This is a genomic window from Clostridium sp. AF15-41, assembly GCF_003604095.1.
Lineage (GTDB): Bacteria > Bacillota > Clostridia > Lachnospirales > Lachnospiraceae > Coprococcus.
Genome location: NZ_QTMQ01000004.1, coordinates 56,030 through 76,488, shown reverse-complemented (window position 1 = coordinate 76,488; position 20,459 = coordinate 56,030). Strand labels below are relative to the sequence as shown.

The following is a 20,459-nucleotide window of genomic DNA, read 5'->3' as shown; positions in this document are numbered from 1 at the left end:
GCTCAATTGGGGGTAGTTTATAGAATCATTAAAACACAATAATTAGTCAAATTCGAGTTTGAAGAATTGAGAAAATCGGAATTTTATGAAATGTTAAGAGAAAGCTAATGAGAATGATGGTAGAAAAAAAGAAATCAATAGTTTTAATTATTATTTTACTTACAATTGTTGTTATTTTTATTTGTGGTCGATATTATTTTGCACACAATAAAAGTTATAAAAATGAGGCAATTGAAAAAGGAGATTATATATATCTTAATGGAGTAAGATATTCTCAAACATCGAAACTGGAAAATTATAAAATATCAAATGTGGTAATTTGTACATCTGACAGTGGGAGAAAATTATATGAGATAGAAGAATATCCTGATTATGAATATATCGCGGGATATTATGCATGGGACGGCGTAATATATAAAAAAGATGAAACAGATTGATAACTTCCCGTTTATGAGGATAAAAGATGAAAATTATAGAAATCACAGAAAGTAAAAAACAATATCTTGAGTTGCTCTTATTGGCAGATGAGCAGGAAAATATGATAGATCGCTATCTTAATAAAGGCAGAATGTATGTGTTAGATGATAATGGGATTAAATGCGAGTGCGTCGTTACCAATGAAGGAAATGGAGTGCTTGAAATAAAAAATATTGCGACTGCTCCGGAATATCAAGGGAAAGGATATGCAAAAGCCCTGATTGATTTTATTGTTGAGAAATACGGAGAGCAATATGCTATTCTGCAAGTAGGAACAGGAGATAGCCCACTTACAATACCATTTTATGAAAAATGTGGTTTTGTCCGTTCGCGTATCATTCCCCATTTTTTTACAGAAAATTACGATCATCCAATATACGAAGATGGAATACAATTGGTGGATATGGTATATTTGCAAAGAAAGCTATAAAGAAACATGTTCTAATAATCCGTTGACATTTTAAAATTGCCGTGGGTATACATATGCACATACCTATATTGAGTACATAGAAACAACCTATGGTTGGAATGCTGTTTTGAACATTATACAGAGCGGGGATTATGAAGCGGTCTTTAGAAAATCGAAACGGGATATATACGCTGAATGGGTAGCGTGCGTGATATAAGAAATGCTTCGGCGCATAGTAATTGTTTAATCAATAAGTTGTTTGAAGAATTACCAGCTACACAACAACCAGATGCGGAGATAACGGAATATGTGAAACGGATAAAAAATATTCCTTCATCGACTAGAGCTAAGAATTTGAAATATAGAGTCGTATATGATTTTGTAACATTGTTATTTGTGTATAATGAAATTGTGCCGGAAGGGGTGGCGAAAAGACAAAGACATAAAGAAATACAAGAATCCAAGGCAGCACGAGATGCATTTGCTGAATTTGTATTAGAGAGGAGAAAAAGTGAATAAAAAGGCTTATGTAAGTATTATTATTGTTTTAATAGTTTTGGTATTGATTATTGGCTCATATACTGCAATTCATTATTTTTTTAATTATTCAACAAAAGAATGGTTTAGAGAGAGTATTAATGCCGGAGATTACGTGATTGTTGGTGAAGAAATTGGTGATACAATATTTGATGGTGACACTCAGGTTGAAATCTCTATTTTTGACCACATTAATAAGGTCCATATGATCTCCTTTAAAACAAGAATTAGCAATCAAGGGGAGAAGCTGTCAGCTAAAAATTATGATATTGAATGTACTGACGAATATATAAAAATTGAACTGATTAATTTTGATGGTACAAAAAAAGTGGCATATCGCTTTTTCTTTGAAGATTTCAAGTATTAATATTTTTTTATATAAAACACAAATGCTAGGTGGATCAGAGAAGGATGCTTGAAAAAAGCATGTCGGATTTCGATGATCCATCTTGTTTTATTAGTAAAAAAGATTTACCTATACTTATGGTAAACGTCAAATTATCCAACCAAGGTTCAGAATTAAAGTAATCATGCCGATATATAATGAAAATCAGTAAATTGTAAACGGAGCATCAATAATTCAGAAGGAGAAAGGATGGGTATAGGAGCAGATGGGGTAATGATGTTTCGGTATAAGACAAACCTCTGAGTATAAGGAGTTTGAAGAGAAAACAAAGAACTGGACGAAAGACGATGAAGCTACTGTTGCAAATGAGTTTATGCAATTATTTGTTGAATTCGGACAAATGAAAGAAATGGACCCAGAAGATGAACAGGTGCAGTTGCAGGTAAGGAAACTTCAGGATTACATTACAGATCATTTTTATACATGTTCTGATAAGATTTTATGCGGTCTTGGAAGAATGTATGCCGGTGGAGGAGAACTTACGGAAAATATTGATGATGTTGGAGGAGTTGGCACAGCAGAGTTTGCAAGTAAAGCTATTGATATATTTTATATGAGCGGAAGGTAAATTCAAGTTTGTAACGAAGGTATTTGCGATGAAAGGAATTAAGATTGAGTTATTGGGGATTGCAATAATACCTTTAGGAATTGCTGTGACAACAAATAATTTTTGGGGATAGATGGTATTTCACAAAAGGTTTTGACAGATAGTTTAAGACAAATGATGAGTGATGGGCTGGCATATCGCCACGATTACCATGAGCAGCCACCGAGAGTTGAATACGGCTTAACGGAACTCGGAACAAAAATGCTTCCAATTGTTAATTCACTTGCTGACTTTGGTAACTACTATAAATCAATTATTGAACAGAATTAAGGACGTTAGTATTTGAAAAGCTTGAACAATTCCAGTTTGGAGAATTGAAAAAACGGAATTTACCTATTAGGACATATAAACTGTTGACAATAAAGCTCCTATATAGTATGTTTTTGGTAAACTACTATATAGGAGCTTTTGTATGGAAATGAATGGAGGATTTCTTGTCACCAAAATAAAACAGCTTGGAGACCGGATTTTCGAGAAGATTCTCAGTGAAAAGAATATTGATGCATTTAATGGAGCCCAGGGGCGTATTCTTTATGTACTGTGGCAGGAGGATGGTATCTCAATCAGGTCACTCTCGACTAAATGCGGATTAGCGATAACATCTCTTACTACGATGTTGGAAAGAATGGAAAATCAAGGGCTGATAAGCCGTGTTCAGTCTGAAACGGACAAAAGGAAAACGCTCCTGTTTCTGACTGAGAAAGCATATGCCTTAAAGGGCGAGTACGATTCTGTATCTGATGAGATGGGCAGTATTTACTACAAAGGTTTTTCAGAGGAAGAAATTACCCGGTTTGAGGAATGCCTCGACCGCATCAGAAAGAATCTTGAGGAGTGGCAGAAGTCATGAGTATTTGTATCAAAGATCAGATTCAGAACATGAATATCGTCATTGGCTGCACAGTGGGGTGTACATATTGCTATGCCCGCAACAACGTGAAACGCTGGCATATGATTGATGATTTCGCTGACCCTGAATTCTTTCCGGGTAAGCTCAAGATGATGGAAAAGAAACGTCCGCAGAACTTTCTTCTTACCGGCATGAGCGATCTCTCTGGATGGAAGCCGGAATGGAGAGACGAGGTATTTGCAAAGATCCGTGAAAATCCACAGCATCAGTTCCTGTTCCTTACCAAGCGACCTGATTTGCTGGATTTTGATACCGATCTGGAAAACGCATGGTTTGGCGTTACGGTGACGAGGAAAGCAGAACGGTGGCGTATCGACGCCCTTCGGAAAAACGTTAGAGCAAAACATTACCATGTTACCTTTGAGCCGTTATTCGATGATCCCGGCACAGTTGACCTTTCCGGAATCAATTGGATCGTTGTCGGCACCATGACCGGAGCTCAGAGCAGGAAGATTCATACGGAGCCGGAATGGGCATGGTCTCTGACGGACCAGGCACATAAGCTCGGCATTCCGGTGTTTATGAAGGAAGACCTTGTCCCTATCATAGGGGATGAAAATATGATTCAGGAAATGCCGGAAGAATTTAATAAAGTGTTAGAGGTACAGAAATCATGGAAGAAGTAATGAATGGAATCCTCATTCGTGAGGTGGAAACAAAGAACATCATGACGAAGTCTAGTCTGCCGGTAGGCGGTTACTCGGTCAATCCCTATGTGGGCTGTACACATGCCTGCAAGTATTGCTATGCTTCTTTTATGAAGCGCTTTACCGGGCACAAGGAGGAATGGGGCACTTTCCTTGATGTGAAGCATTGGCCGGAAATTAAAAATCCGAAGAAATATGCCGGACAGCGGGTGGTCATCGGTTCTGTGACAGATGGCTACAATCCACAGGAGGAGCAATTCGGGAATACCAGAAAACTTCTGGAGCAGCTGATCGGCAGTGACGCAGATATTCTGATCTGCACAAAGTCGGATCTTGTGGTACGGGATATTGATCTGTTGAAGAAGCTTGGACGTGTAACCGTTTCATGGTCGATCAACACACTAGATGAAAATTTCAGGAACGATATGGATTCTGCTTCGAGCATTGAGCACCGTATCGCTGCTATGAAGCAGGTATATGAGGCAGGTATCCGTACAGTCTGTTTCGTATCCCCGGTATTCCCCGGCATCACGGATTTTGAAGCAATCTTTGAGCGGGTAAAGAATCAGTGCGATTTGTTCTGGCTCGAAAATCTCAATCTTCGAGGCGGTTTCAAAAAGACAATTATGGATTATATCGCCGGAAAATATCCTGATCTTGTACCACTTTACGACGAGATCTATAACAAGCATAACCGCAGCTACTTTGAAGCACTTGAAGTAAAAGCTGAGAAAATGGCTAAGAAGTATGATTGTGCCTTTGTGGATAATGAAATGCCTTATGGCAGAGTCCCGCAGGGGCATCCGGTGATCGTAGATTATTTCTATCATGAGGAAATCCGTGGGACAGAGAATACCGGAAAAAGAAATCGCTAAATTCCAGTTTATGAGGCTAAAAGGAGGAGAAAAATGAGATATCCGAAATTTTTAGAAAAAGGCGGAACGATTGGTTTTGTTGCGCCATCTTTTGGTTGTAATATAGAACCATATCGGACAGCATTTGGTCATGCACTTGATACATTCCATGCTAAGGGCTATCAGACGGAGCTTGGTCCGAATTGTTATGAAGGCTGTGGTATCGGTATCAGTAACACGCCGGAGAAATGCGGTCAGGAGGTTAATGAAATGTACACATCAAAGAAAAATGATGTGCTGATATCCTGTGGCGGTGGAGAGCTGATGTGTGAGACTCTTGATCATATTGATTTTGAACGCTTAAAGAAAGCAGATCCGAAATGGTTTGTGGGATATTCGGATAATACTAATCTGACTTATCTGCTGACAACGATCTGTGATACAGCTTCTGTTTATGGTCCATGTGCGGCAGCATTTGGCATGGAGCCGTGGCATGCATCGATAGAAGATACATTTGCACTGCTTTGTGGTGAGAAGAAAAGCCTGCAGGGATATCGTGGATATGAGAAGGAATCCCTGAAGGATGAAGAACATCCGCTTGCACCGTATAATATCACTGAACAGAAGGAACTTCACCTGTATGAAACGGATGCGACGCATGGATCGACTGCTGTCGATGAAGTATTCATGGCAGGCAGACTGATCGGTGGATGTATGGATTGTCTGGTGAATCTGCTTGGAACGAAATTTGATAAAACAACAGATTTTCTGGAACACTATAAAGAGGATGGCTTCATCTGGTTCTTAGAAGCCTGTGATCTGAATGTGATGGCGATCCGCCGCGCTATGTGGCAGATGGAGCATGCGGGATGGTTCCGATATGTGAAGGGATTCCTGATCGGACGCCCGCTGGTGCATGGACAGGAGATGATGGGGCTTGACCAGTATCATGCGGTACTGGATATTATCGCCCACCACAATGTGCCGGTTATCATGGATGCCGATCTTGGACATATCGCACCGATGCTGCCATTGATCTCCGGCAGCTATGCGAACATCACCGCCACCGGAAACAACCTTGTGGTTGACATGAAGTTGAAGTAATGTGTGAATTTCACATTTATGGATAAAAATCTAACCGGCTGTTCACCGTGTTAATCTGGCTCAGAATCGACAATAGAAAAACTCGTATAGTATTCTATTCCATGCATATGCCTGATTCGCTCATGCTTATGTGCAAACTCGCCCTACGGGCTCAGACATGCACTCGCATTCGCTGGCAATATGCATGTCATAACGAATTCTATACGAATGTTTTGTCTATTATCGATCTGAACCGGCTCAACAACAGTGAACAGCCGGGTAGATTTTTTATAGATACAAATATGAGATTCACAAATATAAAATAACAATGTGTTGAGATTATCTGTTCCAAACAGATAATCTCAATTCAGTTTAGTACCCGAAGGGGGGATTTTTTAAGTTTGTTTCATTCTAGTGATAAGGCTGATCACGCGTTTATTGATAAGAATATCTTTTAAGTGCACGACAGCCCATCGTTTAAAAATCGATAGTGCAGTCGACTGAGTTTCCTATGATGTTACAAAACGGCTGGATTGGTTATACTCTGGCACTAACAAAACAATAGCATAGATTTCGTTATATAATGCATATTGCCAGCGAATGCGGGTGCATGTGTGAGCCCGTAGGGCGAGTTTGCACAGGAGCATAAGCGGATAAGGCATATGCATTAAATAGAAATCTATGCTAGTTTTGTTAGTGTCAGAGCATAAGCAATTCAGCTGCTTGGAGTATCAGGCTAAATGCAGTATTCATCGCCAGCTTCCGGTCGGCTGTTGCAGAGGTCTGCGATGGTGGTTGTGTCAACAACACTGCAGATCGCACTGTAGAGTTGCTTCCACAGATTGTAGGTGGAGCATATGGATTCACGCTCACATTCAGGCGCATCCTCTTCGACACAGGCAACAGGGGCAAGCGTTCCTTCTGTCAGACGAAGAACTGCACCGACTGTAATGTCTTCCGGTGCTTTTCGTAACAGGTAGCCACCCTGTGGACCACGGACGCTTCGGACAAGTCCGCCGGAATTTAATATAGAAATGATCTGTTCCAGATATTTATCAGAGATATCCTCGTTTTTTGCTACATCCTTTATGCTGACCGGCTTACCATTAGAGTTGGCTGCTATATAGATCATAAGCCGTAATGCATATCTTCCTTTTGTTGATATTTTCAATGTAATACACCTCCAAATTACACGATCATAATTCATACTAATTTTCTATGAATTGATTATACACCAGTTTAAAAGAAAAATCTATAAAAATATTTCCATTATCCTATTGACAAAGTAGGAATAGAGGTGTAATATACATGCATAAGATAAATCATAGTTTGTTGATAGGAATAAGCGGAAACGAGGTAAAAGGTATGTTGAACAAGTATTATCAACCACAATATTTGAATGAAGACAATCGAATGTGTACTACCAGACAAGCGTTATCAGCAGGCGGAATTTACAGATGTTGTCGCTAGAGTAAGCCCGGATAAGAATATCCATGAATGACGAAATGATAAGCTCCGGCATAGGGAGCAAATAACGAATACAGAATAAAATGACAGATAATAAAACGGCAGTACATAATGATAGAGGAAACGGAAACGTACATCAGCCGGGAGAAAAGAACAGGAGATTAAAAATTATGGCAAAGAAATCATACAGCGAAAGAAATTTAAAATTTGAAACATTACAGTTACACGTAGGACAGGAAACACCGGATCCTGTAACAGATGCAAGAGCAGTTCCGATCTATCTTACATCATCATATGTATTCCATAACAGCCAGCATGCGGCAGACAGATTTGGCCTCAGAGATGCAGGTAACATTTACGGAAGACTTACAAATCCTACAGAAGACATTTTCGAAAAGAGAATCGCAGCATTAGAGGGTGGCGTAGCAGCACTTGCAGTTGGTTCGGGAGCAGCAGCTCTGACATATGCACTTCAGGCAGTTGCACATAAGGGTGACCACATCGTAGCAGCAAAGAACATCTACGGTGGAACATATAACCTTCTTGCACATACACTTCCGGATTTTGGAATCGAGACAACATTCGTTGATCCATTTGACTATGATGCAATCGAAGCTGCTATTCAGGACAATACAACCGGTATCGAGATTGAGACACTCGGAAATCCTAACTCAGAGGTTGTAGATATCGAGAGAATCGCAAAGATCGCACATGCACATAACATTCCATTGATCGTAGATAATACATTTGCAACACCTTATCTCGTTCGCCCGATCGAGTACGGCGCAGATATCGTTGTACATTCCGCTACCAAGTTCATCGGTGGACACGGAACAACGATCGGTGGTGTCATTATCGACAGTGGTAATTTCGACTGGACATCCAGTGACAAATACCCATGGTTAACAGAGCCGAACGTATCTTATCATGGAGTAAGCTTTGCAAAGGATACAGCACCTGCTGCATTTGTTACTTACATCAGAGCGATCCTGTTAAGAGATATGGGCGCAACTATCTCGCCGGTACATTCATTCATCTTCCTTCAGGGACTTGAGACATTATCCTTACGTGTAGAACGTCATGTTGAAAATGCACTTAAGGTTGTACAGTATCTGAAAGATCAGCCACTGGTTGAGAAGGTAAATCATCCATCCATCTCAGAGGATCCTGAACAGCAGGCATTATATAAGAAATATTTCCCAAATGGCGGCGGATCAATCTTTACATTTGAGATCAAGGGCGGAGCAAAAGAGGCACAGGCATTTATCGATCAGCTTGAGTTATTCTCGCTCCTTGCAAATGTTGCAGATGTAAAATCCCTTGCTATCCATCCGGCATCAACCACTCATTCAGAATGCAACGAGGCTGAGCTATTAGATCAGGGTATCAAGCCGAATACAATTCGTCTGTCCATCGGAACAGAGAACATCGACGATATTATCGAAGATCTGGATGAAGCATTTAAGGCAATCGCAGAATAATCAATAATAAAAACAGTAGATAATTGAACATAAAAACAATAAAAAAATATGGGTGATCGAAGATCATCGGTCACCTGCAAAACGAAAAAATAGAATCAGAATAGGAGATTAAAATTATGAGTAAAATTTATAAAGACGCAACAGAGTTAATCGGAAATACACCATTAGTAGAGTTCAATCACATTGAGAAAAAGGAAGGCTTAAATGCAAAGATCCTTGCAAAGTTAGAGTATTTTAATCCGGCAGGAAGCGTAAAAGACAGAATCGCAAAAGAGATGATCGAAGATGCTGAGAGAAAGGGCACATTAAAGCCGGGCGCTACGATCATTGAGCCTACATCCGGAAATACAGGTATCGGCCTTGCATCTATCGCTACAGCAAAGGGTTATAAGGCAATCATCGTTATGCCGGAGACCATGAGCGTTGAAAGAAGAAATATCATCAAAGCATACGGCGCAGAGATCGTTCTGACTGAAGGTGCAAAGGGTATGAAGGGCGCGATCGCAAAGGCTGAGGAGCTCTCTAAGGAGATCCCTGACAGCTTCGTTGCAGGTCAGTTCGTAAATCCGGCAAACCCGGAAGCACACAGAAAGACAACAGGACCGGAGATCTGGAATGATACAGACGGAAAGGTTGATATCTTTGTAGCAGGTGTTGGTACAGGCGGAACTGTAACAGGTGTCGGTGAATATCTGAAGCAGCAGAATCCGGATGTTAAGGTTGTAGCAGTAGAGCCGGCTACATCACCGGTTCTTTCAAAGGGAACTGCAGGAGCTCATAAGATTCAGGGTATCGGTGCAGGATTTGTACCGGATACATTAAATACAAAAATCTACGATGAGATCATCACAATCGACAATGATGCAGCATTTGAAGGCGGCAAAGAGATCGCAAGTATAGAAGGTATTCTCGTTGGTATCTCATCCGGTGCAGCTTTCGTAGCAGCAAAGGAACTTGCAAAGCGTCCTGAAAATGCAGGAAAGACGATTGTAGTTCTCCTTCCGGACAGTGGTGACAGATATTACTCAACTCCGCTCTTTGGCTAAGATGTAATTTAAACGAATGTGAATATATAAGTCCTTTTAGAATAAATCATTTATCTCAAAGCAGACACGCTCCACCATACAGCAATGTGGTGGGGCGTGTTTGCTGTTGTGTCTTTTATGCCTGTACAGCCATGCCATACATTATGATAAAAACTTGTGTAAGTTTCTATTCCATGCATATGCCTTATTCGCTCATGCTCCTGTGCAAACTCGCCTTCGGCTCAAACATGCACCCGCATTCGCCGGCAATATGCATGTCATAACGAAACTGACCCAAATGTTTTATATCATAATATATGGCATAGCTGTACAGGCAATAAAAACTTGTGTAAGTTTCTATTCCATGCATATGTCTTATTCGCTCATGCTCCTGTGCAAACTCGCCTCCGGCTCAAACATGCACCCGCATTCGCTGGCAATATGCATTTCATAACGAAACTGACACTAATGTTTTATATCATGGTATATGGCACAGCGGCACAGGCGTAAATGGCACAGTAGTTTAGATGCAAATGCCTGTAACAACAAACAGCCTTTTATGTTGTCGGTGAGCGTGTGGATATGGTATAGTATATTTATATGCGGATATATATGGAAATTAGATAAAAGGTAATAAGTTGAGTATGAAGAAATTAACAGAAACGCAGAAAAGTATTATAAAATGGGCATTTGTGCTGGTGCTTCTTGGCCTGATCGTATATGTGTTCCGGGATATGGCAGGACCGATCGCAAAGCAGCTTGTGAAGACAAGCCCTTGGATCGTCGTGCTGATCCTTGTGGCAACATTGCTGTATGGTGTGTTTGAGAGTACGATCACGATGTTATTTGCCAGACAGTATAATCCGACGTTTACATTCAGACAGGCGTTTGGAATGACATATTTTGTGTCATTTTACAGAACGGCGACGCTTGGAAGCGGAGCGGGTGTGTCGGCTCTGGTTTACCTGAATGAGTATGGAGTGAAGACATCAGAAGCATTTGGTATGTATATGATTGAATATGCAGTGCACAAATTAAGCATCGGAATTATGGCGGTGATCCTGTATCTGCTGCATTTCCATTATATGAATGAAACCTTTGCGGAATATGAAGCATATATTGGAATTGGATTTGTGGCTACGGTCATTATTACGATATGTTTACTGTTGTTTGTATGTGCCGGATGGTTCCATCAGATCTTAAAGAAGCTGATGGATCTGGTGAATTACAAAGGACGATTTACAGAAAAGTTTGATAAAATCAAAGAACAGTGTGATATCATGGAAACGGAATCAAAGAAATTGCTGCGCCATTGGAAGCTGCTGCTTGGCGTTCTGCTGATCAACTTTTGTAAGTTTTCCTGCTGGTTTATGATTCCGTATATCGTACTGTACAAGAGCGGTGCATTTTCGCCGGATGTGGCACTGGCGATCACGACGGTATCCGTCATGCTGGCGGCAGTTATTCCTACGCCTGCCGGGATCGGTTCCAGTGAGTTTGTAATGATCGCAATGTTTGGTGCGATCGTGGGAAGTGCGAAAGCAGGAGCTATGGCACTGCTATACCGTTTTGCAACATTTGTATTTCCGTGTGCACTGGGCGCGGCCTATGCAGCGAAGTTTGCAGTTATAAAACAGAGAAAGAATAAGAAGAAGGAAGTCTGACCCGTATGAGATGTGGGACGGATGGAAAAATATCCGTCAGCTATATGCTCGATATGATATATGATGGACAGAAACAGGGTAAATACAGATATGAAAAAGTTGGTGGTGGGTATTCTTGCCCATGTTGATTCGGGAAAAACTACATTATCGGAAGCCATGTTATATACGGCAGGCAAGATCCGTAAGCTTGGACGGGTGGATCATAAGGATGCTTACCTGGATACGGATGCACAGGAGCGGGAGCGTGGGATCACGATATTTTCCAAGCAGGCGGTATTTACATATGATGACATGGAGATCACGCTGCTTGATACGCCGGGGCATGTTGATTTCTCAGCGGAAATGGAACGAACCTTACAGGTGCTTGACTATGCGATTCTTGTCATTAATGGCATGGACGGGGTACAGAGTCATACCGATACGTTATGGAAGCTGTTGAAGCGGTACGAGATCCCGACATTTATATTTGTAAATAAGATGGACATGGATGGAGCAGATAAAGATGCTGTTTTCCAAAATATACGAAAAAAGCTGGATGGGGATTGCGTTGATTTCTCATCCGGGGACAGAGATGAACAGATCGCGATGGCAGACGAGAGACTGTTAGATACCTATCTGGATAGTGGTACGGTTGAGACAGAGGATATCATCGAAGCAATTCTTGACAGAAAGATATTTCCGTGTTTCTGGGGATCAGCACTCAAACTCTCCGGTGTGCAGGAATTATTGGATGCGATGAAAGCCTATATGGTGATGCCTGCATATAATGCAGAATTTGGCGGACGGATCTTCAAGATATCGAGAGATGCAAAAGGGGAACGTCTTACCTATATGAAGGTGACCGGAGGAAGCTTAAAGTGCAGAGAGCAGATCGAGGGAACTGAAGGAAAAGTCAACCAGATACGGATTTATTCCGGTGCGCGTTATGAGACGGTAGAGGAGGCTCCTGCCGGAACGGTATGTGCGGTCACCGGGCTTGGTGAGACATCCGCAGGTCAGGGCGTTGGATGTGAACAGGAAAATGTATTCGCAGGACTGGAACCTGTGTTATCCTATAAAGTCAGCTATCCGGAGGACAAGGATGCAGTTGTCGTACTCCGGGATATCAGGCAGTTGGAGGAAGAAGAACCGGAGTTACATGTGGAGTTTGCACAGGAGACCCGGGAGATCTTTGTCAAGGTTATGGGACAGGTGCAGCTTCAGGTGCTGACACAGATCATAAAAGACAGATTTGGTTATCACATATCATTTGGTATGGGAAGGATCATATATAAAGAGACACTTGCAGAACCGGTAATGGGTGTCGGTCATTTTGAACCGCTTCGCCATTATGCCGAAGTGCATTTGCTGATGGAACCGTTGGAGCCGGGAAGTGGAATGCAGTTTGATACGATATGTAGCGAGGATGTACTCGATAAGAACTGGCAGAGATTGATCCTGACACATCTGGAAGAAAAAGAATACCGCGGCGTGCTGACAGGCGCACCGATCACAGATATGAAGATCACAGTGACCGCAGGACGGGCACATCAGAAGCACACAGAGGGCGGTGATTTCCGTCAGGCAACATATCGTGCAGTAAGGCAGGGGCTTATGATGGGGGAATGCAGACTGTTAGAACCCGTGTATGCATTCCGGCTGGAGATTCCTACAGAGATGACCGGGCGGGCGATGAACGATATCACGCGGATGCATGGACGATTTGCACAGCCGGAGATCGAGGGTGAAATGAGTATCCTGACAGGAACTGCACCGGTTGCTACGATGCAGGAGTACCAGCAGGATGTGACGGCATATACCAGAGGACAGGGTAAGTTATCCTGTACCCTGCAGGGATATGAGCCATGCCACAATGAAGATGAAGTGCTGGCGGCAAGTACCTATGATCCGGAGCTTGATATGGCAAATCCGGCATCATCGGTATTCTGTGCACATGGAGCCGGATATATCGTGGACTGGTACGATGTGTATGATATGATGCATGTAAAAGAAGATCCGGGATTTGCACTTGCAGGAATGGAAGATGTCCTGCGAAATATAACGTCAGAGCCTACTGAGGCAGACGAGGATAACCGAAAACGGATGGCGCGTGAGCGGCAGGACGTAGGTGCTCCGGTGTATGATGAGAAAGAGTTAGAGGATATATTTGTCCGTACCTATGGTTCAAACAGCCGGGAAAATGCAGCTTATAATAAAGCCGGTTTTAATCGGTATAATAAGAGTGTGTCGGAAGCGGACTGGTATGTGAAAAAGGCGGCAGAACATGGCAAGAGCAAGACCACCGGTGCGCAGACACCGGCTGTCGGATTAAAGACGGCGGATACTGGAATTGCCAGACCCGGAGCATACAGGAAGCAAAAGGGCGAGAAAGAATATCTGTTAGTTGATGGGTATAACGTGATATTTGCATGGGATGACCTGAAAGCGCTGGCAGCGGTGAACATCGACAGTGCCAGAGATAAGCTGATTGATATTATGTCGAATTATCAGGGGTATGTCGGCTGTGAGCTGATCCTCGTATTTGATGCTTATAAGGTGAAGCAGAATCCGGGCAGCATTACAAAGCATGGAAATATCCATGTGGTCTATACGAAAGAAGCAGAGACTGCCGATATGTATATAGAAAAGACGACACATGAACTTGGCAGAAAGTATAAAGTGACGGTTGCATCCTCAGATGGATTGGAACAGTTGATCATCATGGGGCAGGGTGCACTTCGAATGTCCTCCCGTGGGCTTCGGGAAGAAGTAGAACGTGTGAACCGGATACTGAGAGATGATTATTTGAAATAAAGGCTGAAGTGTTATGCGGCAAAGCAGATAAGAGAACGATATAAAGTAACGAATGGGCAAAGCAGAAAATATATAATGGAGAAATGGGTATGAAGAAATACATTATGGCACTTGATCAGGGTACGACAAGTTCAAGGGCGATTTTATTCGGAAAAAATGGAGAGATGGCGGCTGTATCACAGAAGGAGTTTACACAGTATTTTCCTGAAAATGGCTGGGTAGAGCAGGATCCGAAGGAGATCTGGGCGTCACAGATGAGCGTGATGATGGAAGCCAGAGAGACACTGGGAATTCCTGTTGAGGAGATTGCTGCGATCGGAATTACGAATCAGAGAGAGACAACGATCGTCTGGAATAAAGAAACAGGAGAACCGATATATCCGGCGATCGTGTGGCAGTGCAGAAGAACGGCAGACCGGATCGAGGCATTAAAAGCAGAGGGCTATGATACAGTGATCCGCGAGAAGACAGGTTTGATCGCTGATCCTTATTTTTCAGCTACAAAGATTGAGTGGATTCTCGATCATGTAGAGGGAGCGAGAAAACTTGCAGAGGATGGAAAGTTATATTTTGGAACGGTTGATACATGGCTGATCTATAAGCTGACCGGAGGCAAGGTTCACGCAACAGATTATACAAATGCATCCAGAACGATGCTGTTTAATATCCACACACTGGAATGGGATAAGGAATTACTTGAGAAATTCCGTATACCGGAGAGTATGCTGCCGGAGGTACATAATTCCAGTGAGATCTATGGCTATACAGACGAGCGGTTATTCGGTGGTTCGATTCCGGTTGCAGGCGTTGCCGGAGATCAGCAGGCGGCATTATTCGGACAGTGCTGTTTCGAACCGGGAGATACGAAGAATACTTATGGAACCGGCTGTTTCCTGCTGATGAATACGGGAGACAGGGCTGTTTATTCAGAACATGGGCTGCTTACCACGATAGCGATCGGACTGAACGGCAAAGTACAGTATGCGCTGGAGGGCAGTGTGTTTGTCGCAGGAGCCGCGATCAAATGGCTGCGTGATGAGATGAAGCTGATCGAGAAAGCCGGTGATACCGAGAGAATAGCGTTATCCGTTAAGGACAGCAATGGTGTCTATGTAGTTCCGGCATTTACCGGACTTGGTGCACCGTACTGGGATGCTTATGCCAGAGGTGCGATCCTGGGGCTGACCAGAGGAACGACAAGAGAGCACATCGTCCGGGCAACTGTAGAATCACTGGCATATGAGACTTACGATGTATTAAAAGCGATGGAGAGTGATTCCGGTATCAGCCTGAAGCAGTTACGTGTAGATGGTGGTGCAAGTGCAAATAACTTCCTGATGCAGTTTCAGGCAGATCTGTTGTCCGGCGAGATCATCCGTCCGGTTGTGACAGAGACGACAGCGCTTGGTGCGGCTTATCTGGCAGGACTGGCAGTTGGATATTATGATGATATAGAAGAGATAAAGAGCAATTGGAGCGTAGAGAGGGCATTTACATCGGAGATCGATGAGGAGATGCGCCGGATGCGGCTTTCCGGTTGGGAGACTGCGGTAAAGCGGGTACTTTTATAAGAATCGGAATTTATTAGATAGAATCTGTAAGCTGTTTTCAGATAAAAATAGCTTCAAATAGCAGGAGATTGAGACATGACAGATAAGATCAAAAACATACTAGAACAAATGACAATAGAAGAAAAAGCCACTATGGTGTGCGGTGCAAGTAACTTCAGTACCGCAGCAGTTCCTGAGTGTGGTGTACCGGCGATCCGTATGCTGGATGGCGGAACGGGAATTAATTATGAACAGCTGATCGGCGATCTGATCCTTGCATGGAGACAGAATCCGAGGGATGAGGAAGAAGCATGGCTGATGAAAGACTTCAGTGCTACAGAAGAACGTCATGTTATATTTGATTATTTCCGTCCTGATAAGCTGACAGAAAAGGAAATGAAGGTCTGGAAGAAGGTTCGGGATCACTTCAAGGATCAGTTTGTAAAGAATACAACAAATAATGAGACAACACTGGCATTTGTAGAGATGGCAGGGGATGCTGCGGCAGACATTATGTCGCCTGCATGTTTTCCATGTGGGATGATGCTTGGGGCTACATTTAACCCGGATATCGTGAATATGACAGGACATGCACTTGGACGGGAAGCACGGGCGTATGGCGTGCATATGCTTCTTGGAACACCGAATATCAATATCCACAGAGATCCATTGAGTGGAAGATTATTTGAAGGTTTCTCAGAAGATCCGTGTCTGGTGTCGAAGCTTGCACCGGAGTATGTAAAGGGTGTGCAGGAGGAAGGAGTAGCGGCAAATATCAAGCATTTTGCTGCAAATAATCAGGAAAAGAACCGTCAGGGGATCAATGAGACGATATCGGAACGGGCGTTGCAGGAGATTTATTTTCCGGGCTTCCGTGCCTGTGTAGAACAGGGGAAACCGGCAACTGTAATGTCAGCATATAATAAGATCAATGGTACGGCATGTACACAGAATAAATGGCTGTTAGATGACATCCTACGTAAATACTGGGGCTTTGACGGAATGGTTGTGTCAGATTGGGGCGCAGTCTACGATCCGATCGCAGCATTAAAAGCAGGAAATGACCTGAATATGCCGGGAGTTACAGCTGATCCTACAGTAGTCATGGAAGCAGTTGCAAATGGGGAACTGACCGAAGAAGAACTGGATCAGAATGTGGCGAGAATACTGGAACTGGCAGAGACTTACGCTGCACCGGAGTGCTATGATATGTCAGCGCAGTATATCATGGATATGTCGAAGCAGGCAGCCTATAAGACGGCTTGCGAGGGCATTGTTATGTTGAAAAATGAGAATGACATCTTTCCGATTCAGGCAAAGAGCAAGGCAGGAAGTGATTCGGTATTTGAGACAGCTGTGGAAGATGATCTTTTATCGGGTGTCGTTCTTTGCGGAAGCGGAGCTATCCGTTTATATGACTGTGGTACCGGAAGTGCAGGTATTACGACAGATAAGGACAGCAGCATCTACGAGGGGCTGATCCAAAATGGTGTCGAGGTGAGTATCGGAATACCGGCAGCAGGGAAGCGTGCAGGCATTTCCACCTATATCTGCGTTGCCAGAATACCGGGCATGGAAGGAAATGACCGGAAGGATATGAAGCTGTCCGCCGAGGATGCACAGATATTGAATCAGATGTTAGATCTGAAACGGGAAAATCCGCTTGTGAAGCTGGGACTTATCTTAAATGTAAGTGGACCGGTTGATCTGGCACTCTGGGAGCATGAGTTAGATGGTATCTTCTGTATGTTCTTACCGGGCATGGAAGGTGGACATGCAATGGCAGATATCTTAACCGGCAGGGTGAATCCATCCGGAAAGCTGCCGTTGACATTCCCAAAGAAATATCAGGATACGCCGACCTATCTGAATTTCCCGGGTGACGGATATCAGGTCAATTATGGAGAAGGCATCTACGTCGGATACAGATATTATGATAAGAAGATGGTAGAGCCGTTGTATCCATTTGGACATGGATTATCCTACAGTCATTTTGAGATCAGCAATGAGCGTGCAATCGGAGAGCAGTCTCCGGTAGAGATCATTTATCCGGATGGCAAAGTAGATAATAAGAAAATGCCGGTATTTACGGATTCAATCAAGATCGCTGTGGATGTGATCAATCAGGGACCGGAAGAATTCTCTGAAGGTATGGAAGTTGTTCAGCTCTATATCAGTGATCCGTATGCATCCATTTCAAAGCCTGTAAAGGAATTGAAAGCGTTTAAGAAAATCCGGCTGGCATATGGCGACCAGGAGAAGGTCAGCTTTACTCTGAAAAAAGAGGACTTTGCTTCATTTGACAGTGACCTGCATCAGTGGGTGGCAGAGGAAGGAATCTATAATATCCTGATTGGAAACAGCTCCCGGAATATCGTGTGCAGCATGCCTGTCTATCTGGATGCAAAGACAGCGTACAGCTACAGTCTGATGACACCGATCAAGATTCTGTATGAGAATTCTGTCACGAAAGAGCATATGAATCATCTGTGGCTCAGACTGGGACTTGATCTGTCCGACATTGATTACAAATACGAGTATGAGCCGCACACCAGATTGATCGACTTTGTCCATTTGAAATGTGAGCATCCGGAGCAGGAGGCACTGGATGAATTCGAACTTCGGGTTGGAAGCCTGAAGCGGGCGTAGATCAGGAAGTATAAAAGAAATAGGGAAATTATTTAATCGCATTTTGTCGAATTATAGTTTTTAATGGGGGTTTTAGTTGTTATATGTCAAGTTTTGTTGAATTGCTTTTATTTTTCGCGTAAATTGCTATAATATGGTTGTCTGCAGATAATAGAAAGATGGAGGTATATTATATGTTAAGAAAAAGAAGCTTATTAAAAACAAAACGAATTCTTTGTGTTATGGGGTGCATTACGTGTATGATGTTCAGCACAGTGTCATTTGCGAAGTCTTATGTGGGTAATGTTCCGTCATTGTCATATACTAAGAGTGGTATAAAGGTAACAGGAAATGCAAGTTATTTATATCGCGTTTCCAAGGATAAGATAAGTTCTTATGCCGCAATTGGAGGAGAAAATTATGGACATACCACAAAGAGTGGTCCATTTAATGGCGTGAAGATGAAATCTGACTTTACTGGTACTTCATGCGATTCAAAAGTATATGATGGAAAACGATCAGCAAGCAATTCCAAAAGCATTAGTACAAGTAATACAAGTGCAACAGTGAGCTATTATATTGAAGGTTCCAAGCAGGCATCTTTTACACTATTGGGTAACTAGTAATATCGTTTTTGCAATGTAACACAGTCTGTAACCGCGGGCAGGCTGTATTGTACTTAGGATAAGAGGGGATATTATGCGTATCAGGGATAAAGAGATATCTATCTTGTTTATTATTGGCTTTACTTTTCTATTTATATTGGTATGTACAGGTTATGTCACTGTATCGAATTGGTTATGGCAGTACAAAAAGCAGACTGTGTCCTATGAGTATACAAAAAATTTGTACATACATTCTAAAAATTCTTATAACGCAGCATATATGGATACGGAACTGTTGGACGAACAGGGATATGTGGAAATGGATGTTGAACAGCAGGCTGAGTGTCTGAAGTTATGTAAAAAAGATAATGACAGCATGGTCGATATTCTTTCGAATCAAGTGGTTACAACGTATCTTTCTGATTTGGGGTTAAAGGTTGGAGAGAGCAGAAAAATTGTTTTCTTAGATGTGATTTTTTCATATCAGGAAACATGGTATCGTGATCTGGCAGAGGGACAGTATCCTTTGACAGGTGACAACAGTACATTATGTGCTGTGCTTGGTGAAAGCTTGAAATCAGAAACAGTTACAATGAATGGAACGTCATATATTTGGATTGGAGATATGTACATTCCGGTTGTCGGCGTTTTTGAAAATTATAATGCTTCAGAAGAAGATGATTCTATCGTGTTATTCGGGGGACGGACAGTCTACCAGAATTCAAAATTTTTCCAGAAAGAATTAGGAAATATCATGAATGATGACGAGGTTCAGATAGCAATAGGTTCCAATGTGAAGCCGGTATCCAGTGAGACATTCGAGGATATGTTAAAACAGAATGATAATTTGTATCTGGGTGAACCGGGATATTTATTGAAACGTCAGTTAGCAAGACAAGAGGGTGGTTTGTCTAGAAATTTCTGGGATTATTTATATAACATAAAATCAATGGTTGTATGCATAATGGGACTGTTTGGAATTATTAATTGCGTTATGTTGGCACGCGTATGGACGATGCGTCGCCAAAAAGATTTTTTAGTGATGCGTCTGTATGGCATCAGTAATTGTAAAATTATTTGGCTTGTTTTTCAGGAATTATCTATGGTAGCTGGTATTGGATTGCTTCTGGCAGCAGTAATTTCCACTTCCTATATCAGCATAATAGATGGATGGCGGGCATCGGAGCATATGGTAGCATGGCTGATTTTGATTCTGGTATGCGGATTTGTTCTGACATTGGCAGTTTGTATCTTGTCTGTCTGCTTATTTATAAATAAGATGAAGTCCATACAGGTGACAAAAATATAAGGGGGAG

18 protein-coding genes and 1 pseudogene are annotated in these 20,459 nt (G+C 42.5%); 18 read left to right on the top strand and 1 reads right to left on the bottom strand.

The annotated features are described in order from the left end of the window. Positions 1 to 107: 107 nt before the first annotated feature. From DWW43_RS04175 to DWW43_RS04130, 10 genes and pseudogenes are all read left to right on the top strand, one after another. Positions 108 to 437: a hypothetical protein gene (locus tag DWW43_RS04175; RefSeq protein ID WP_227909634.1), complete on the top strand. Its 330-nt coding sequence runs from the start codon at positions 108 to 110 to the stop codon at positions 435 to 437. A 26-nt stretch (positions 438 to 463) separates the two neighbouring features. Next, complete coding sequence (locus DWW43_RS04170) at positions 464 to 907, top strand: GNAT family N-acetyltransferase (protein WP_008400171.1); 444 nt, start codon at positions 464 to 466, stop codon at positions 905 to 907. A gap of 174 nt (positions 908 to 1,081) precedes the next feature. Next, on the top strand, positions 1,082 to 1,405 hold the full coding sequence (locus DWW43_RS04165; protein WP_119962812.1) for a hypothetical protein: 324 nt from the start codon (positions 1,082 to 1,084) through the stop codon (positions 1,403 to 1,405). Further along, complete coding sequence (locus DWW43_RS04160) at positions 1,398 to 1,790, top strand: hypothetical protein (RefSeq protein ID WP_119962811.1); 393 nt, start codon at positions 1,398 to 1,400, stop codon at positions 1,788 to 1,790. The genes DWW43_RS04165 and DWW43_RS04160 overlap by 8 nt, the downstream gene beginning before the upstream one ends. Positions 1,791 to 2,055: 265 nt before the next feature. Beyond that, positions 2,056 to 2,397 (top strand): TipAS antibiotic-recognition domain-containing protein, encoded by a 342-nt coding sequence (locus tag DWW43_RS04155; RefSeq protein WP_084770625.1) that lies wholly within the window; start codon positions 2,056 to 2,058, stop codon positions 2,395 to 2,397. A 28-nt stretch (positions 2,398 to 2,425) separates the two neighbouring features. Next, positions 2,426 to 2,706 (top strand): annotated as a pseudogene (locus DWW43_RS04150) (helix-turn-helix domain-containing protein). Positions 2,707 to 2,848: 142 nt separating this feature from the next. Beyond that, positions 2,849 to 3,286 (top strand): radical SAM mobile pair system MarR family transcriptional regulator, encoded by a 438-nt coding sequence (locus tag DWW43_RS04145; protein WP_119962810.1) that lies wholly within the window; start codon positions 2,849 to 2,851, stop codon positions 3,284 to 3,286. After that, positions 3,283 to 3,972, top strand: a complete 690-nt coding sequence (locus DWW43_RS04140; protein ID WP_008704237.1) for a radical SAM mobile pair protein A — start codon at positions 3,283 to 3,285, stop codon at positions 3,970 to 3,972. The genes DWW43_RS04145 and DWW43_RS04140 overlap by 4 nt, the downstream gene beginning before the upstream one ends. Then, positions 3,960 to 4,868: a radical SAM mobile pair protein B gene (locus DWW43_RS04135; protein ID WP_119962809.1), complete on the top strand. Its 909-nt coding sequence runs from the start codon at positions 3,960 to 3,962 to the stop codon at positions 4,866 to 4,868. The genes DWW43_RS04140 and DWW43_RS04135 overlap by 13 nt, the downstream gene beginning before the upstream one ends. A gap of 33 nt (positions 4,869 to 4,901) precedes the next feature. Then, positions 4,902 to 5,951, top strand: a complete 1,050-nt coding sequence (locus DWW43_RS04130) for a S66 peptidase family protein (RefSeq protein ID WP_119962808.1) — start codon at positions 4,902 to 4,904, stop codon at positions 5,949 to 5,951. Positions 5,952 to 6,666: 715 nt separating this feature from the next. On the opposite strand, the gene DWW43_RS04125 is transcribed toward DWW43_RS04130, so the two are convergent. Next, positions 6,667 to 7,101: an Rrf2 family transcriptional regulator gene (locus tag DWW43_RS04125; RefSeq protein ID WP_021944774.1), complete on the bottom strand. Its 435-nt coding sequence runs from the start codon at positions 7,099 to 7,101 to the stop codon at positions 6,667 to 6,669. Between the two features lie 466 nt (positions 7,102 to 7,567). Between DWW43_RS04125 and DWW43_RS04120 the strand changes: the two genes are divergently transcribed. The 8 genes from DWW43_RS04120 to DWW43_RS04085 all read left to right on the top strand — a co-directional run bounded on the left by DWW43_RS04120 (position 7,568) and on the right by DWW43_RS04085 (position 20,452). Then, on the top strand, positions 7,568 to 8,878 hold the full coding sequence (locus DWW43_RS04120; RefSeq protein ID WP_021944776.1) for an O-acetylhomoserine aminocarboxypropyltransferase/cysteine synthase family protein: 1,311 nt from the start codon (positions 7,568 to 7,570) through the stop codon (positions 8,876 to 8,878). A gap of 116 nt (positions 8,879 to 8,994) precedes the next feature. Beyond that, positions 8,995 to 9,924, top strand: a complete 930-nt coding sequence (cysK, locus tag DWW43_RS04115; RefSeq protein ID WP_021944777.1) for a cysteine synthase A — start codon at positions 8,995 to 8,997, stop codon at positions 9,922 to 9,924. Positions 9,925 to 10,547: 623 nt separating this feature from the next. Further along, on the top strand, positions 10,548 to 11,567 hold the full coding sequence (locus tag DWW43_RS04110; RefSeq protein WP_119962807.1) for a lysylphosphatidylglycerol synthase transmembrane domain-containing protein: 1,020 nt from the start codon (positions 10,548 to 10,550) through the stop codon (positions 11,565 to 11,567). 90 nt (positions 11,568 to 11,657) lie between these two features. Beyond that, positions 11,658 to 14,360, top strand: coding sequence for a TetM/TetW/TetO/TetS family tetracycline resistance ribosomal protection protein (locus tag DWW43_RS04105; RefSeq protein ID WP_243104389.1), 2,703 nt, complete (start codon positions 11,658 to 11,660; stop codon positions 14,358 to 14,360). Positions 14,361 to 14,449: 89 nt separating this feature from the next. Next, positions 14,450 to 15,931, top strand: a complete 1,482-nt coding sequence (glpK, locus tag DWW43_RS04100) for a glycerol kinase GlpK (protein ID WP_044944574.1) — start codon at positions 14,450 to 14,452, stop codon at positions 15,929 to 15,931. Positions 15,932 to 16,006: 75 nt separating this feature from the next. Then, positions 16,007 to 18,559, top strand: a complete 2,553-nt coding sequence (locus DWW43_RS04095) for a glycoside hydrolase family 3 N-terminal domain-containing protein (protein WP_119962805.1) — start codon at positions 16,007 to 16,009, stop codon at positions 18,557 to 18,559. Positions 18,560 to 18,732: 173 nt separating this feature from the next. Continuing rightward, positions 18,733 to 19,161 (top strand): hypothetical protein, encoded by a 429-nt coding sequence (locus tag DWW43_RS04090; protein ID WP_119962804.1) that lies wholly within the window; start codon positions 18,733 to 18,735, stop codon positions 19,159 to 19,161. Between the two features lie 262 nt (positions 19,162 to 19,423). Beyond that, positions 19,424 to 20,452, top strand: coding sequence for an ABC transporter permease (locus DWW43_RS04085; RefSeq protein WP_161117440.1), 1,029 nt, complete (start codon positions 19,424 to 19,426; stop codon positions 20,450 to 20,452). Positions 20,453 to 20,459 lie beyond the last annotated feature (7 nt).

Coding starts and splice junctions, on each gene's coding strand:
- DWW43_RS04175 (WP_227909634.1), top strand. CDS start 108: ATGAGAATGATGGTAGAAAAAAAGAAATCAATAGTTTTAATTATTATT.
- DWW43_RS04110 (WP_119962807.1), top strand. CDS start 10,548: ATGAAGAAATTAACAGAAACGCAGAAAAGTATTATAAAATGGGCATTT.
- DWW43_RS04105 (WP_243104389.1), top strand. CDS start 11,658: ATGAAAAAGTTGGTGGTGGGTATTCTTGCCCATGTTGATTCGGGAAAA.
- DWW43_RS04120 (WP_021944776.1), top strand. CDS start 7,568: ATGGCAAAGAAATCATACAGCGAAAGAAATTTAAAATTTGAAACATTA.
- cysK (WP_021944777.1), top strand. CDS start 8,995: ATGAGTAAAATTTATAAAGACGCAACAGAGTTAATCGGAAATACACCA.
- DWW43_RS04090 (WP_119962804.1), top strand. CDS start 18,733: ATGTTAAGAAAAAGAAGCTTATTAAAAACAAAACGAATTCTTTGTGTT.
- DWW43_RS04165 (WP_119962812.1), top strand. CDS start 1,082: ATGGGTAGCGTGCGTGATATAAGAAATGCTTCGGCGCATAGTAATTGT.
- DWW43_RS04135 (WP_119962809.1), top strand. CDS start 3,960: ATGGAAGAAGTAATGAATGGAATCCTCATTCGTGAGGTGGAAACAAAG.
- DWW43_RS04145 (WP_119962810.1), top strand. CDS start 2,849: ATGGAAATGAATGGAGGATTTCTTGTCACCAAAATAAAACAGCTTGGA.
- DWW43_RS04085 (WP_161117440.1), top strand. CDS start 19,424: ATGGATACGGAACTGTTGGACGAACAGGGATATGTGGAAATGGATGTT.
- DWW43_RS04140 (WP_008704237.1), top strand. CDS start 3,283: ATGAGTATTTGTATCAAAGATCAGATTCAGAACATGAATATCGTCATT.
- DWW43_RS04170 (WP_008400171.1), top strand. CDS start 464: ATGAAAATTATAGAAATCACAGAAAGTAAAAAACAATATCTTGAGTTG.
- DWW43_RS04130 (WP_119962808.1), top strand. CDS start 4,902: ATGAGATATCCGAAATTTTTAGAAAAAGGCGGAACGATTGGTTTTGTT.
- DWW43_RS04095 (WP_119962805.1), top strand. CDS start 16,007: ATGACAGATAAGATCAAAAACATACTAGAACAAATGACAATAGAAGAA.
- glpK (WP_044944574.1), top strand. CDS start 14,450: ATGAAGAAATACATTATGGCACTTGATCAGGGTACGACAAGTTCAAGG.